General features: G+C 48.6%; 11 protein-coding genes, 3 tRNA genes and 1 pseudogene. 6 read left to right on the forward strand and 9 right to left on the reverse strand.

The features are described 5' to 3' along the window. Window positions 1-208 precede the first annotated feature (208 nt). Both DU481_RS07730 and DU481_RS07735 read left to right on the forward strand, forming a co-directional pair. The gene (locus tag DU481_RS07730) at window positions 209-436 is read left to right on the forward strand and encodes a hypothetical protein (RefSeq protein ID WP_350133610.1); all 228 of its coding nucleotides are present in this window, start codon (window positions 209-211) and stop codon (window positions 434-436) included. Window positions 437-540: 104 nt separating this feature from the next. Then, the gene (locus DU481_RS07735) at window positions 541-1047 is read left to right on the forward strand and encodes a hypothetical protein (protein ID WP_350133611.1); all 507 of its coding nucleotides are present in this window, start codon (window positions 541-543) and stop codon (window positions 1045-1047) included. Window positions 1048-1106: 59 nt separating this feature from the next. Here DU481_RS07735 and DU481_RS07740 read toward each other — a convergent pair whose 3' ends face one another. The 3 genes from DU481_RS07740 to DU481_RS07750 all read right to left on the reverse strand — a co-directional run bounded on the left by DU481_RS07740 (window position 1107) and on the right by DU481_RS07750 (window position 2591). Continuing rightward, window positions 1107-1481, reverse strand: coding sequence for an allophanate hydrolase-related protein (locus DU481_RS07740; RefSeq protein WP_350133612.1), 375 nt, complete (start codon window positions 1479-1481; stop codon window positions 1107-1109). Window positions 1482-1564: 83 nt separating this feature from the next. Further along, window positions 1565-1641: transfer RNA gene (locus tag DU481_RS07745), tRNA-Met, on the reverse strand. 83 nt (window positions 1642-1724) lie between these two features. Further along, window positions 1725-2591 carry a PA4780 family RIO1-like protein kinase gene (locus tag DU481_RS07750; protein ID WP_090320769.1) on the reverse strand — a complete coding sequence of 289 codons (867 nt, stop codon included), beginning with the start codon at window positions 2589-2591 and terminating at the stop codon, window positions 1725-1727. Between the two features lie 372 nt (window positions 2592-2963). Here DU481_RS07750 and DU481_RS07755 point away from each other — a divergent pair, with 372 nt between their 5' ends. Next, window positions 2964-4112 carry an HD domain-containing phosphohydrolase gene (locus tag DU481_RS07755; protein WP_350133613.1) on the forward strand — a complete coding sequence of 383 codons (1149 nt, stop codon included), beginning with the start codon at window positions 2964-2966 and terminating at the stop codon, window positions 4110-4112. A gap of 19 nt (window positions 4113-4131) precedes the next feature. On the opposite strand, the gene DU481_RS07760 is transcribed toward DU481_RS07755, so the two are convergent. Together DU481_RS07760 and hemF are read right to left on the reverse strand one after the other, a co-directional pair. Further along, the gene (locus tag DU481_RS07760) at window positions 4132-5379 is read right to left on the reverse strand and encodes a dicarboxylate/amino acid:cation symporter (RefSeq protein WP_350133614.1); all 1248 of its coding nucleotides are present in this window, start codon (window positions 5377-5379) and stop codon (window positions 4132-4134) included. 7 nt (window positions 5380-5386) lie between these two features. Further along, window positions 5387-6283: an oxygen-dependent coproporphyrinogen oxidase gene (gene hemF, locus DU481_RS07765; RefSeq protein WP_350133615.1), complete on the reverse strand. Its 897-nt coding sequence runs from the start codon at window positions 6281-6283 to the stop codon at window positions 5387-5389. 224 nt (window positions 6284-6507) lie between these two features. On the opposite strand from hemF, the gene aroC reads away from it, so the two are divergent. From aroC to DU481_RS07780, 3 genes are all read left to right on the forward strand, one after another. Beyond that, entirely contained in the window at window positions 6508-7677 is a 1170-nt protein-coding gene (aroC, locus tag DU481_RS07770) for a chorismate synthase (RefSeq protein ID WP_350133616.1), read from the forward strand. A gap of 228 nt (window positions 7678-7905) precedes the next feature. Next, a tRNA-Arg gene (locus DU481_RS07775) sits at window positions 7906-7982 on the forward strand. A gap of 69 nt (window positions 7983-8051) precedes the next feature. Beyond that, a tRNA-Phe gene (locus DU481_RS07780) sits at window positions 8052-8127 on the forward strand. A gap of 154 nt (window positions 8128-8281) precedes the next feature. Here DU481_RS07780 and DU481_RS07785 read toward each other — a convergent pair. The 4 genes and pseudogenes from DU481_RS07785 to DU481_RS07800 all read right to left on the reverse strand — a co-directional run. Continuing rightward, window positions 8282-11488, reverse strand: coding sequence for a type I restriction endonuclease subunit R (locus DU481_RS07785; RefSeq protein WP_350133617.1), 3207 nt, complete (start codon window positions 11486-11488; stop codon window positions 8282-8284). After that, the gene (locus DU481_RS07790; protein ID WP_350133618.1) at window positions 11488-12729 is read right to left on the reverse strand and encodes a restriction endonuclease subunit S; all 1242 of its coding nucleotides are present in this window, start codon (window positions 12727-12729) and stop codon (window positions 11488-11490) included. The genes DU481_RS07785 and DU481_RS07790 overlap by 1 nt, the downstream gene beginning before the upstream one ends. Further along, window positions 12726-14735 (reverse strand): annotated as a pseudogene (locus DU481_RS07795) (N-6 DNA methylase). The gene DU481_RS07790 and the pseudogene DU481_RS07795 overlap by 4 nt, the downstream one beginning before the upstream one ends. 252 nt (window positions 14736-14987) lie before the next feature. Further along, on the reverse strand, window positions 14988-15382 hold a 395-nt coding region (locus DU481_RS07800), incomplete at its 5' end, for a virulence RhuM family protein (RefSeq protein WP_350133619.1).

Below are 15382 nucleotides of genomic sequence, written 5' to 3' on the forward strand. Positions count from 1 at the left end.
TTACACCAGCCATGTAGGCACCAAGAGCAACCGCAACCGGATGAGAGTGATATGCACTTGCCGTTGAAGAATTGAAGGCGAATAATGATCTTATGCGTGACTGACCGTGTACAAACAATTGCTTAATGTTAGTAATGAGTAATATCAAGAGAAAGTCTGGCTCTAATTGGAAAGCCTGAATGATTAATTAAAATAGGAGATTCAAATCATGAATAACGAGAAAAAAGAATGGCCTAGTAAATTAGATATTTCATCAAGAGATAGGTATACAAAGAAACATGGGGGTGTAATATGGAAAATCTCATCAGTTGACTTCATTCAAGATCATATATGCCTAGTAACCATTAATAATGAAGAGCATAAAGAGACCGAAACTTGGACTGGAACAGGTCATGAGTTTATAGAAAAGTTTACCCAGATCGAATGGCATGAATAAAAAGGTACTTCCACAAAAAGAGGCCAGGAGGGTAATTCGGCCCCCACTTGCGCACTAGAAACCTAAAATCTGAAATGGGTTTCTGTATAGATAGGACACAACACATGAAAACTTCAGAATTAGCGGAAAAATTAGGTATTAGTCCGCAAATGTGCAATAGGCTGAAAAAGCGCGGGATGCCTTGTGATTCCTTACAAAGCGCGATTGAATGGCGCAAGCGAAACCTTGATTTAACGCAAACTAAATCATGGCGGATTGACGGAAACCAGGGTGTGAAACTGGTTTCAATTGAAACTCTAGGAGATGATCGAGCGTTTGATAGTGAAACCGCTCGCAGAGTATTAACGCACACTATACCCGATTTGTGGTTTAGCCAAGTTAACCGCTTGGACACAGCATTAAAAGAGCATGGCGTTACCTTGTCAGCGGAAAAATTGCTCGAAGTGCAAGCGACACTATTTTTGCTTTATCAGATCGAAACAGATCGTTACCTGAAAATTGAAGCGGTTTATCAAATGCCAGATATTTTTATGATCAGACCCGAACACGAAAATTACGGCGCAATGATTAAGTCACTGGAACAATGCTTGAACAGACCCGCAGCGGCATAACTGATCGGCGTATTCTCAAGCTAGCCTAGGTATCCCCTAGGCTTTTTTATTGGCAGGATTTAACGCAATCCCTTGTATTCCCGCCATCCTCCGAAATGGGTTATTTCCTGCTTTCCTTCGCACAGATAAGATTCCCCGAGGATTCCTAATACTTCCCGATTATCAGCCAAGAGAATTTTTCCAACAGAGAGCCCAGCCGGTTCACGGCTTAACAATTCACCGATGTTGGATGAGTCTATATCCCATATTTCCAAGGATATTTGCTCGCCGCTTGAGCAGCGCTGCATTGCGGGGTGCTGATCGTTAATAGACCAAAGCCGGTATAGAGGCGCGGTTAACGTTTCTTCCACAAATACGCCGCCTAACTCAAGCAGATTGTGGTTTAACTCTAAATCTCTCATTAACGTACCATTCACGGCAAGTTCAATTTTCAAAGCGAATTTCCTACATGGTGGCTACATGAATCCGAAAAACAAAAAAGCACTTAGGATTTTATTCGCTAAGTGCTTGTTTTATTTGGTTGCGGGGGCAGGATTTGAACCTACGACCTTCGGGTTATGAGCCCGACGAGCTGCCAGACTGCTCCACCCCGCGTCAGGAGCGGGATTATAGCACAAGCAAACACGGGCAGGTCAATGAACATTGATTGAAGTCTTTTTAAATTAGGAGAATTTAATTTAACATTGTGACAAATGATTGTTCCATCGGGTTTGTTTATGCCGCTGCCAGGCAATTTCTTTTTTGATGGCGGTATCAATAATTTGCAGGACATTGCCAACGTTAACAGGTTTGTTTTGTTGTTTAACGGTTCCGGTTAGGCGCGCCTGAGGTAACTTTCCGCGTTGATAGTATGACCATATTTCCGCCGCATAGTCGGATTGTGCTAATTCCGGTGCAAAGCGGCTCAAAAATGTCGTCAGGTTATCGATGTCGCGTTTGATCATATGGCGCGCTTGGAAATTACTGGCTGCATTAACGGCCTGGGGCAGGTCAATGATTACCGGACCTTGGCTATCGACCAGTACATTGTATGGCGACAAGTCGCCGTGCACGATTCCGGAGCACAGCATGGTGACAATTTGCTCGATTAAAATTTTGTGATAGGTGCGCGCTTGTTTCGGTGTCAGTATCAGATCATTCAATCGCGGTGCTACATTTCCGCCCGCATCGGTAACCAGCTCCATCAAGAGCACGCCGGAGAAAAAGTTATAGAATTTCGGTACGCGAATACCCGCCATTCCCAAACGGCAGAGCATGTCGACTTCGGTGCTTTGCCAGGATTCTTCGCGCGCACTACGGCCATAATGGCTGCCGTTCTCTATCGCACGGGCGCGGCGGCTGTTTTTAACTTTGCGTCCTTCGGTGTAGCAGGCGCGTTGATGGAAATTGCACTTGTTGCTTTCTTTGTATACTTTGGCGCAGCGGATTTGTTCACCACTGCGCACCATATAAATCATCGCTTCTTTACCGCTCATGAGCTGGCAAATCACGCTGTCAATCAAACCTTCTTCAATCAATGGCTCTAGTCGTTTAGGTGTTTTCATAGGGTTTATGCCGGCGCATGTTGTTACGATGCGCTTGTCATCCTCCTGCGGATAATGTAATTAATGTGCTATTCTCGCCGCGGCTATCGATACTTACCTGATTCGGAGTAACCACGTTAAGCAAATTGTAGGAAGAATGATTTCTTTTTGGAATGTGGCATATTGTCGCGCGGCAAATTGCCACATAACAATCGCAAGATGAGATACGGAAAATTTCTTCCAATTTCATCAATTCAATGAAAAAAACCAGCGCTACGAGTTCACGCTAAATCGTTTAAAATAGCGCGGGAATAGATAGCCTAGCCGCCTGTCTCGAAAACTCAGGGCGGCAGCAGCATGGTTATTGCCTTCACCATTCTCTGGGAGAAGTTTATGCAATCCGAAGAAGATTTGTTTATCCACCAGGATACGCTGGCGAATTTGCATGAGAATTTCCCGTTAACCGAGAAATTGCGTTTTCTGCATCAAATCATCCGCCAGGATTTTCCCTTTGTCGACCGTTTGGCGATCGCATTGTTCGACGAAAAAACGGAAATGCTCAAAACGTATACGCACAGTACCGAAGGCAACGATAGTCCGGTGACCACCTACGAAGCGCCGCTCAATGCCGCGCCATCGTTGCGCGCCATCATCGAACACCGCCGTCCGCGCTTGGTGCAGGATCTGAATCTTTTTTCCAAAGGCACGCACGAACACACCAAACGGGTAGCCGCCACAGGTTATAAATCCAGCTATACCATGCCGCTGTACCAAAGCGGCGCTTTTGTCGGTTTTTTGTTCTTTAATTCGCTGCAAGAACATCCCTTTGAACCAAAAGCGCTGCGCCAGATCGATATTTACGGCCATTTGATTGCGTTGATGGTGATCAATGAGCTTTCCGCCATACGCACCTTACTTGCCGCCGTGCGTGCGGCGCGCAGCATGACGCATTACCGCGATCTTGAAACCGGTTCGCACATCGACCGGACCGCGCACTACGCTCGCCTGATCGCGCGCGAACTGGCGCCGAGTTATGGTATTTCCGATGAACAGATCGAACATATTTTTTTGTTTTCACCGATGCATGATGTCGGCAAAATTGGTATTCCGGATAATATCCTGCGCAAACCCAGCAGGCTGAACGAAGCGGAATTCGATATCATGAAAACGCATCCGGCGAAGGGGCGCGAGATCATCGATTCCGTGCTGGAAGATTTTGGTTTGGGCGCTTTTGGTCACACCAATATATTGCGCAATATCGCCGAGTTTCATCATGAAGCGGTCGACGGCAGCGGTTATCCGAATGGTTTGAAAGGCGAGGAGATTCCGATCGAAGCCCGCATCAGCGCGGTAGCCGATGTCTTCGATGCACTGACCTCACGGCGGTCATATAAAGCACCGTGGAGTAATGAAAAAGCGTTCGGCATGTTGCGGCAAATGTCCAATTCCAAGCTGGACCAGGATTGCGTCGAAGCATTGATCAATAATGCCGCGAAAGTGCTGGAAATACAGCAGCGCTTTCGCGATATCGATTTGATGTAAAGATAGAAACCGGAAAAATTTATGTGCTGGAACTGTCGCGTTTGATCCAGTGCTGTACCACCAGACTTCCCACCAGATCGCCCTCTACATTCACCATGGTGCGGAAAGTATCGAGTATCCGGTCAATCGGTAGCAATATGGCAATGGCTTCGGCCGGCAAACCAACCGATTGCAGTACCATCACCATCGTTACCATGCCGGCGCTGGGGATGCCCGGCGCACCCATCGCTGCCAGCATCGCGGTGACGAATACGATCATCTGTTGCATCAAACTGAGTTCAACCCCCACCAGATTGGCGATAAACAAAGCGGCAATCGCTTCGTACAGCGCCGTGCCATCCATGTTGACGGTGGCGCCCAGCGGGATGACAAATCCCGCGACATCGCGTTTGACATGCAAGTGCTGCTCGGCGCAGCGCAACGTAACGGGTAATGTTGCTGCACTCGAGCTGGTGGCAAGTGCAGTGATCAATGCTTCACGCCCACCCAGCCAGAATTTATACGGTGTGACGCCGGTCATCAGGTAAAGGATTAATGGCAGCACGACCACACCGTGCAACAGCGTGGTGCCTAACACAACCGCCACAAACTTGATCATGACGGTTAATAGACCAGTATCTTGCGTGGCCACCAGCTGCAGCACCAATGCCATAATACCGAATGGCGCCAGCCGCATGATCCAGCCCACCAGCATCATGATCAATTCCAGGAATTCCTGCATCAAGGTCAGGATATTGCGGTAGCGTTCACCGCCTATGACCAGTGCGATGCCCAGCAATAAAGCAAATATCACCACCGCCAGCACGTTACCTTGCGCTAGGGCGGCAATTGGGTTTTGGAACAATGAATGCAGGAAATGCGCGAAGAATTCCGGCAGCGACATCTGAGTGGCCTGAAAATCCTGCATTGCATCCTGAAACATCGCGATCTGCAATTCGCTGCCTGGCCGGAAAATATTGGCAGCCGTTAATCCGAGCACGACCGCACACGCCATGGTCGACATAAAGAAAATCAGCGTGACTTGCCAGACACGATTCATTTGCTGATGCGAGCGCAGATTCGCGACACCGACCACAATCGACGTGAAAACCAGCGGTATCAGCACCATGCGCAATAAATCGGTAAACAAGGTGCCAGTCAGTTTTGCGACATATAGCCCACCTTGACTGATCTCGGATTCCTGCCCCAGCATCGAAAACCATAAACCGAACAGAACGCCCAAAAGCGCGCCGAGCAAAATCTGATTATTGAGCGATAACTTGTTCACAGGCGGTTTACACCCAGTCTTTTCCGATTAGAAAGTCTGTATACAGTTTGCCTTCCGGGGTATCGGCTGTCGGTTTCCAGTCGTAGCGCCATTTTACGATCGGTGGCAATGACATCAGGATGGATTCAGTGCGTCCGCCTGTTTGCAAGCCGAACAACGTGCCGCGATCCCATACCAGGTTGAATTCCACATAACGCCCGCGCCGGTACGCCTGAAAATCGCGCTCGCGTTCGCCGTACGGCGTGTCCTTGCGGCGTTCCAGAATAGGGCGGTACGCGTTGAGAAAGTTTTCGCCGACGTTGCGCGTGAGTTTGAAACAGGTATCGAAATCCGGCTGATTTAAGTCGTCAAAGAAAACACCGCCGATCCCGCGCGGCTCTTTGCGGTGTTTCAGGAAGAAATAATCATCGCACCATTTTTTCAGGCGCGGATAGGTATTGTCGCCGAACGGTTGCAATGCGTCTTTGCACGTTTGATGAAAATGAACCGCATCTTCCGCGTAGCCGTAATACGGCGTCAGATCCATACCGCCGCCGAACCACCACACAGGGTCGGCGCCTTCTTTGTGCGCCTCGAAAAAACGCACGTTCATGTGCACTGTCGGCGCGTATGGATTGCGCGGATGCAGCACCAGCGAGACGCCCATCGCCTCAAACGAACGCCCGGCCAGTTCCGGGCGAGCCGCGGTAGCCGATGCGGGCAGTCCCGCACCATATACATGGGAGAAATTAACGCCGCCGCGCTCCAGCACGTTGCCTTCTTCGATCACGCTGCTCATGCCGCCTCCGCCTTCCGGACGATCCCATTGATCGCGCTTGAATGGCTTGCCATCGACCTGCTCTATCCCTTTGACGATGCTGTCCTGCAAACTGATAAGAAACTCTTTCACTTGGGGTGTATTCATGCAAACTCCTGGTTCTAATGATATGAAAATGGCTCAAAACTCGCCTGTGCCGGACAATAACCGCATTTTAGCGCAGGTATAGCATGATGATGGCATTTCATTGTTGATGCGCCTCAAGTTTGTGACTGATGGTTGCCGCCGTTAGGCGATGAGCAAATTGCCAAAAAGCAGGGGTACGTATGATAGACTCGCACAATCTTTTTTTAATACCCAAATAGCATCATATGTCTGGCAATACACTTGGTACGCTTTTTACCGTCACTTCGTTTGGCGAATCGCACGGTCCCGCAATCGGCTGCATTGTTGACGGCTGTCCGCCGGGGTTAGCCATTAGCACCGAAGAGATTCAACTCGAACTGGACCGGCGCAAACCCGGCACGTCGCGCCATGTTACGCAACGGCGCGAGTCCGATACCGTGGAAATCCTGTCCGGCGTGTTTGAAGGGCAAACCACCGGCACCCCGATTGCTTTGCTGATCCGCAATGAAGATCAGCGCAGCAAGGATTACAGCAAAATCATGGACACGTTCCGTCCCGGCCATGCGGATTACACCTACTGGCAAAAATACGGCATCCGCGATTACCGTGGCGGCGGACGCGCATCGGCGCGGGAAACGGCGGTCCGGGTTGCGGCCGGAGCGATTGCGAAGAAATGGCTGCATGAAAAATATGGCATTGTCATTCGCGGCTATATGGCGCAACTAGGTCCCGTGCAGATTCCTTTTAAGCAATGGGACGATGTCCAGCAAAACCCGTTTTTCGTCGCTGACAGCAGCTATACCGAACAACTGGAGACATTCATGGATCAATTGCGCAAATCCGGCGATTCGGTCGGTGCAAAAATTAGCGTAGTGGCGCAGGGCGTGCCGGTCGGCTGGGGTGAACCGGTCTATGACCGGCTCGATGCTGAAATCGCTTACGCCATGATGAATATCAACGCGGTGAAAGGTGTGGAAATCGGCGCTGGATTCGCCAGCGTGACGCAGAAAGGCACAGAGCATTCCGACGAAATGACGCCGGATGGTTTCCTGAGTAATAACGCAGGCGGCATTCTGGGCGGTATTTCCACCGGACAGGATATCGTCGCGCATGTCGCCATCAAACCGACGTCCAGCATCCGCCTCGGGCGGCATTCAATTGATAAAAATGGCACCCCGGTTATCGTCGAAACGCATGGACGGCACGATCCCTGCGTTGGCATCCGCGCCACGCCGATTGTCGAAGCCATGCTGGCGCTGGTTTTGATGGATCACGCCTTGCGGCATCGCGCGCAGAATGCCGATGTGAATTGTAAAACACCGAAAATTTCCGGCAGCGTGAAGGGTGCAGCAAATGCTGTACCGGCAGCGCAAGCGCCATGCAAAGAAGACCCGGAACCGGAAGAAGATATGTAGCGGAAATTGCGCCCAGATGCAGTTTAATCTTGACAAGACCGGCCAAATACACGATCATCGCCCCCGCAAAAAGTAATTGTGATGATTGATAGAAAATCGGCTTGGCCGATTACAGTTTGAAGGCATCGAATACAGCAGCAAAAACATAAGTTCGAATCCCGTGATTGCTTCAATCTGATATAATCTCCCGGTTGCTTAAACAAGCTGGAAGTAATTAGATTGTACAAAGCGCCCGTAGCTCAGTTGGATAGAGTACTTGGCTACGAACCAAGGGGTCGTGGGTTCGAATCCTGCCGGGCGCGCCATTCATTTCATCGAATATCTATTACAACTGCCAGTAAATGGATCTGTTCGTTTACTGCCGCTTTCCAAATGGCCAAGTAGCTCAGTCGGTAGAGCAGAGGACTGAAAATCCTTGTGTCGGTGGTTCGATTCCGCCCTTGGCCACCAATAGAACAAACACTTAGAGAATAAAATCCTAAGTGTTTTTTTGTTTGTGGGTCTCGTGTGAGGCTGGTGTAAGGAAATCCGGTTAACACATTAAACACGGGACCTTATTTTCTAATGTGCGGGTTCGCCGCCTTTACGGGAAAATTTAAAAATCTTACGGTTGGTTGTGAATGTGCATGCCACTTCGCTGTAAAACCAGTAAATGCTTGAAAACAGCTTCAGTCTTTTCGTCAACTTCATCAGGCTCAAAGCTCTCTGGAAGACCTGTTTTCTCATCCCATAAGAAATCCTTAATTTTTATTTTGATTTCATCCCGTGTACTTTGCTTGGCAGAAAAATCCTGAATCCGTGCTATTTCCGCGTTTAGCGTCTTATATAGGCCTTCCGCAACTTTTTTAATCCGGTCAATTTCCTGCTTTGAAAGGTTGGGTTTCAGTAGCAAGTCAAACAGCGCCAGAGATTCTTCTGAGAGGCCTTCCTTCACAGCGCGTTGCTCTTCTTCGCTAAGCGCATCTACCAGCTTGAGCAAAGCTTCAAACGTGGCCTCGATAGTTACGCGGTCTTTCTCGCTGTTATATTCCTCGACGATCTCTTCGTAGTGCTTTTGAAAATTGGTACGCGCCGGATTTTGCATCAACATCCTGAGCAGTTTTTTCTCGATGACCTCTTTCAGGCTCTGCACGGTCGTGTTTTTAGCAGGCGAGCGCTCAAATTCCTTTCTGAGACGTTCAAAGTCAATTTTGCTGATGTCGTAGAGTCTCGTCGGTTCCTTCACGCCACTGACGGGCTCGATGCTTTCTTCGATAATGGCGTGTAACTCACGCATAATGTCGGAGATGTCGGCTTTCTCCACATCTTCCTGCAAGCTTTTATAGATGATATTGATCGCATCGCAGGCGGTGCGGTAGTTGTTGATAGCCTTGATGGTCAGGCAAGCCTTGAATTTCTTGAAGACTTCGCGGCAGATAATTTCGAAACGCTTGCGTGTTTCGTCGTTCTGGTTGACGGCTTCTTTGGCTTCCACGATGGCCTTGTTACGTTCAAACCCTGTTTTCTCCAGCACCTCTTCAAGCCGAAAACTTTTGGCATCCAAAAATGCCCGAACTGCTTCAATGGCTTCCTCAAGATCGGCCAGCAATTCCTCTTCCGGCCTTACCGGGTCAAGCTCTGGTGGCGGGTCGCCCATGGTATCGTCACCGCCGGTATGGCCAGCAAATGTCGCGAGCGCTTTGCGTAGATTCTTCAGAATGCCGCAGTAATCGACGATCAAACCGTTGTTCTTGCCCTCGGCCACGCGGTTGGCACGAGCAATAGCCTGCATCAGCGTGTGTGCCTTGAGCGGCTTGTCCAAATACAGCGTGGACATGGCGGGTACGTCAAAGCCTGTCAGCCACATGGCGCAAACAATCGCTACACGGAAAGGATGGTCTTCTTTCTTGAAAGCGCTTTCCACGTCAAGACGTTTGCCATCTGGCGTTTCGAAGCCTTCTTTAATGAGCCTGCGGTGCGGGGTAATGTCCTGCTTCCATTTGCGGAATTTATCGACTTCGCCTTGCTCTTCACTCACGACCACGGCCATGATGGTTTCGCCCATCCAAGCCAGTTTGCGCTCCATGTCCATGACGGATTGTTCGTCGGGGAGTTTTGCAATCTGCTTTTCCAGTTCGACGATTTTGGCCTGCCATGTTTCCAAAATGATAGCGTGAATACGGACGCAGGTAATCTTGTCGATGCATACCAGCATGGCTTTGCCGTTTTCCCAGCCGGTACTGTAGTGCTCCACAAAATCTTCGGCAATCTGTTCCAATCGGCTTTGCGCGGTGATGATGTGATAATCGCGCTTTAATTCCCGCTCCAAGCGCTCGGCCACGTCCTGATCGTCAATTTCGATTTCTTCCAGTTTCGCCGCGATTTTCTCGTTCAGTTCATTGGTAGCAATGCCCAGCTTTTCTCCGCGCGCGTCATAATAAAGCGGAACGGTGGCATGATCCTCCACAGCACGCTGGAAATCATAGGTCGAAACATACGCGCCAAACACGCGGCGGGTAATTTCGTCATCCTTGAATAGCGGTGTTCCGGTAAAGCCGATATAGCTGGCATTGGGCAACGCATTGCGCAGGTTCAGTGACAAGCGCCCATATTGGGTGCGGTGCGCTTCATCAGTGATAACGATGATGTCCTCACGGCCGGAGTAAGGCTTGTTCGGGTCAACATCTTTATTGAATTTCTGCACCAGCGTAAAGACATAGGATTTATGCTGGTTCAAAAGCGCCTGCAAATGATCGCCCGATCCCGCGCGGCATGGGTCTTGATCGTTATCGACAAGGCCGCAACCTGCAAAGGTGTTGTAAATCTGCTTATCCAAGTCATCCCGGTCGGTGCAGATCAGAAAGGTGAAATTGCCGCCGATTTTGCGGTGTATCTTGCGGGCGAAATAAGCAATGGAATAAGACTTGCCCGATCCTTGCGTGTGCCAGAAAACACCCAGTTTTCCATTTCGTTCTTTACGGGTCTTTACCGCTTCGATAGCACGATTGACGCCCAAGAACTGGTGGTTTCGTGCAACGATCTTGGCCAGCTTGCCCTTGCTTTCGTCAAACAGGATAAAGTTTTCAAACAGATCAAGGAAGTTGCGCTTGTTACAAACACCTTTGAGCAAGGTTTCCATATCCACCACGCCAGCTTCTTCCTCGGCCAAGCGCTTCCAGTCATTGAAATGCTCAAATTTGCTGGAGAGGGAGCCGATTTTCGCATCCACGCCATTGCCCAAAATCACAAAGGCGTTGTGGTGGAACAAATGCGGGATGGTGTCTTTGTAGTCGGCGAAATTCTTTTCAAAGGCATGGCGGATGTCTTTATGAATGGTTTTGCACTCGATAAACATCAAGGGAAGACCATTCACAAAACCAACAATGTCGGCGCGGCGGCGGTAAATATCGCCGCGCACCCACAGCTCACGCACACAAAGAAAATGATTATTTTCGGGGTTTTCAAAATCAAAAACCTTGAGGCGCTTTTTCTCCAGCTCGTTCCTAGTATTGCGGAACTGCACCAGCACGCCGTTTTTAACCAGCTCGTACTGCTCAAAATTGATTTGCAGTGTGTTTTCGGTGACGGGCGCTTCGGTAATCTGGCGCAGCGCATCCTGATACGCGGCAGCGGGCAGGTTGGGATTCAGTTTAACTAGCGCTTCGCCCAGATAGCGGATCAGAACAATTTCTTTGTCGGACTGACGCCCGAGCGTGCCCTCGGCACCAAAGGTTTCATTGTTGTAGGCATAGATACTGTCCCAGCCAAGCTGTGCTTCCAGATAGTCTGCGGTCGTTGCCTGAACCAGCGTATCTTCGTTGAGAGGAGCCATCAGACGGCAATCTCCCCGCTCATGAGCTTGGGGAGAAGAAGGTCTCGTGCTTGCGTAAGCCTTAGATTTTGATCTACCAAGTTGGATCTCAATTCAAACGACGAATCTATTTCATCGAGGTATGTATCCAGAATCGACTTAGGGGGTATTGGTAACTCGATTGACTCGATTTGCTTTGCGCTAATATTTGGCTGAGCGGCACCCCCTGCGAGATTTGCTATTGATGCTTGTGCTTTCTCTGAATTGAAGAAGGGCAACAATAGAGGGGTTGCGCTTCTTTCCAATTTTGATACAAATTTTCCGACTCGTTGATTCAAGTAGAACGTTCGATCGGAAGATGGTAGCAACCCTACTTTTCCAACTGTAGCGCCAGTCATGGCGATCAGCATATCTTCAGCCAGTAATTTAAACTTGATTGCTTTCTCTGCAACATTGTCGTCTACACATTGGCAATCACTAATATCAACCGTATTTTTCTCAGTAATATTTTTTATTTTTATCACCGGATTCCCCTGGTCAAGCCAGTCTTTGCTCTTGAATGCGTATCCAGAAAAAATGGATGCAATGTCTCCTACAGAGCCTTTTGTCCACTCCTCCGGAACGCCGTCAATGATTTTGACGTGCTCATGGCCAGGAAAGCGGAAGCGCACAAACCATTCTTTGTAAAGCTGCCGCGCCGATTCCTCCAGCAATTCAATCCGCCGCTTGTTGTTTTCGATGAGGTCGTCGTATTTGCGTAAAACACGACCAATCTCTAACTGATGTTTGTCATCGTGAGAAAATATTTCAAATTCTCTAATATCATCTAAAGTTATTGATGCCTGATTAGCCGAACCTCTGGCTCTGTTCTCAATAAATGTGCTGAAACGTCTATCCCTTAATGAATAATAGAGGTAGTCTTCATATAACCCTCTCTTGCAATTGAGAATAACTGTGTTTTGGTTAAGTAGTGCACCATTCGCTTCTTCTGGAACTCTTATACACTTACCAACCACGGATGCTGCACTGCTTGGCCAAGAACCAACCGTTTGAACAACGACGTTACCCGTTCGTATTTTCCATTCTTTGTATTGTCTAGCTATATCTTCAGATACGAACTGAGTAGAACTAATATCGATTGAATCGTCTGTAAAATTTGTGGCTTTTACCACTGGTACACCGTAATCGGTAAACCATTTGCTTTTAAATGCATATCCCTTTCTAGTGGTAATAAACTCTCCTAGTTTCTTCATATTATTCATACATCCAACTCCTCAAAATTCTTTTGGATTTGGGCGGCGAGCAAGGCGGCTTCTTCGTTCAATCCTTTCAGTTCAATATGAATATCGCGCAGCGTTTCCTCAAAGTCGAAATCTTCATTCTCTTCCTCCGGCGCGACGCCGACATAGCGACCGGGGGTTAAGCTCCAGTCATTGGCTTTGATCTCGGCAATATCCACCAGCTTGACCAAACCTTCGACATCGCGCAGCGCGGCATCGGGGAAGCGTTCTTGCAGCCAGTGCGCTTGCTTGAAGATATAGCGCACCTGCTTTAACTGCTCGACGGCGGTTTTGCGCTCGTCGTCGAAATCTTTGATGAGTTTGTTCAGACCTTTTTCGGCGCTTTGTTTGGCTTGTTTTTCGATGAACTTGTAAAGCTGATCGATTTGTTTAATCAGGTCGCGGCTGGTTTCCGCCAAAGGCTCCAGTTTTTTAGCGGCGTTCAATAAACCCGCATTGTCGCGCGGGGCTTTCTCCCAGTCTCTGTTTTCAGCCTCAATGGCATTTTCGAAGGTTTTGATGTCACTGGCTAATAGCTCAAAGGCCTTACTGGTTTCTTCTTCAACCTGTTCCAGTTTGCCCGCCAGTTTGTCGAACGATGCAATGAAGGCATCCATCGCGGGTTTGGCGGCTTTGGCATCCTCAAGTGTACGTGTGAGGTAGCTTTCCACCAGTGCCAAGAAGCGCTCTTTTTGCCCACGATAGAGCCAGACGATGGAGGTCAGGTTGGCCAGTTGTTCCGGCGAGAAGTCGTAAATCTTGCGCGTGACCTTGCGGTAGACATTGCGCGCATCCAGCATCAGCACTTTGTCTTTCATGCCTGCGGGCTTGTCCTTGTTCAGAAACCACAGCTCGCACGGCACCGAGCGGGTATAAAAGAAGTTGGAGCGGATGGCGATCATGCCTTCGACGTGTCCGCTTTCCACCAGTTTGCGGCGCACTTCGGCTTCTTGCCCTCCGGCACTGGAAGCCTGTGAGGACATAACAAAACCAGCGCGGCCTTCCTTGTTCAGGTAGCTGTAGAAGTATGAAATCCAGAGATAGTTACCGTTGGAAACCGCGCCTTTCTTGTTCACACTGGGCAAGCCAAAAGGCAAGCGTGGGTCGTTCTTGATTTTCTCCGCGTCTACGTCATCGACGTTGAACGGTGGATTGGCCATCACAAAATTGGCTTTACCAAGAAAGTCGTGCGGGTCTTCGTAGTAGGAAATGGCTTTCTGGATTTTGCCCTCTAAACCATGTACAGCCAGGTTCATCTTGGCCAGTCGGATAGTGGTCGGGTTTTTCTCTGCGCCATAAAAAGTGGCAACGTCTTACGGGTTTTTGTGCATCTTCTCGATGAAGTGCGCGCTTTGCACAAACATGCCGCCAGAGCCGCAAGCGGGGTCAATCACTGAGCCATGATCGGGCTCGATGAAATTCACGATCATCTGCACCAGTGAAACGGGCGTAAAAAATTCGCCGCCGTCATGGGCGCTCTGGTTGGCAAACTGGGTCAGGAAGTATTCGTAAATGCGACCAAAGATGTCGCCCGTGGCTTTCTTGAGTGCAGAGTCATTGAAGGTGCGTAGCAGATTGCCCAGAACGTCGTTATCCAGCTCTTGGTATTCGCTTTTGGGCAGGATGCCTTTCAGGGTTTCGTAGTCGGCCTCGATGGCTTCCATCGCGTCGATGACGGCTTGCGCTCTATCATCGGCATCGGTGAGGTTTACCAAGGAATCGAATTGCGCTTTTTCCTGAAGGAAGATGGCACCCTTGCTGGAGAAATCTTCCTTCGTCAGCGGGCGGGTAACGCCGCCACGGGAAGGCAACGTGGCCTCGATTTGCGGCTTTACGGCCAGATAGCGGCTATAGGCATGACGAAGAAAAATAAGCCCCATGACGGGCATGAAGTATTCATTGCTGGCGTAGTTGCTGTTTGCGCGTAGGTTATCTGCACTGCCCCAAAGACGTTTCTCTATTGCTTCAATATTCTCTAACTGCGCCATTTAAGTGTCTGTTCCAAAAAAATATCTGTTCGTTTTATTGTTCTTCTCAGATTCTATCGCCAAACTATTAGCAAATCACCCTAGTTAGTCGTAGGGTAAAGGGAACGCCATGCTTTTCCTTGTTTATTGCATCCGTGGCAGCATCGTAAATTACTTTCATCTACTAATGTAGTTATGTTTATTTTGGTAACTATATACATGTTTACATCAGGCAAATAAAAAGCTAAGCATTTTTCAAAGTGGTATTGAAATTTAATTTTTTGGATTGTAGTTTAAAGCTATTTTCAAAGATTCATTAAATTGAGTGTCTTCTTGAGTAGGCAATTCTTCTAAATATTTTTTCTCTATTGATTCGCCTATTTCTTTTATGCTTATCTTGTTGGTTTGCTCTTTGTATTCATCATAATTACCAATATAGAACAATTCCAAATCAACTTTAACACCTATATGTTCCAGTTTTTTTATCTCTATATATGACTCATACTCTCTTTCAGCGTGTTTATCAGCATCTTTCCTTAAAAAGTCTTCATAACCACCAAACACAGGGTATCCATTCAGCTTTAACAAGTTATCTAACTGATCATGAAGTTGTTTCATAGTCATGCTATCGCCTCTCAGTGCTGTGGACTCGGCGTATAACAGGAACT

The organism is Nitrosomonas sp., assembly GCF_040240425.1.
Classification (GTDB): Bacteria; Pseudomonadota; Gammaproteobacteria; order Burkholderiales; family Nitrosomonadaceae; genus Nitrosomonas.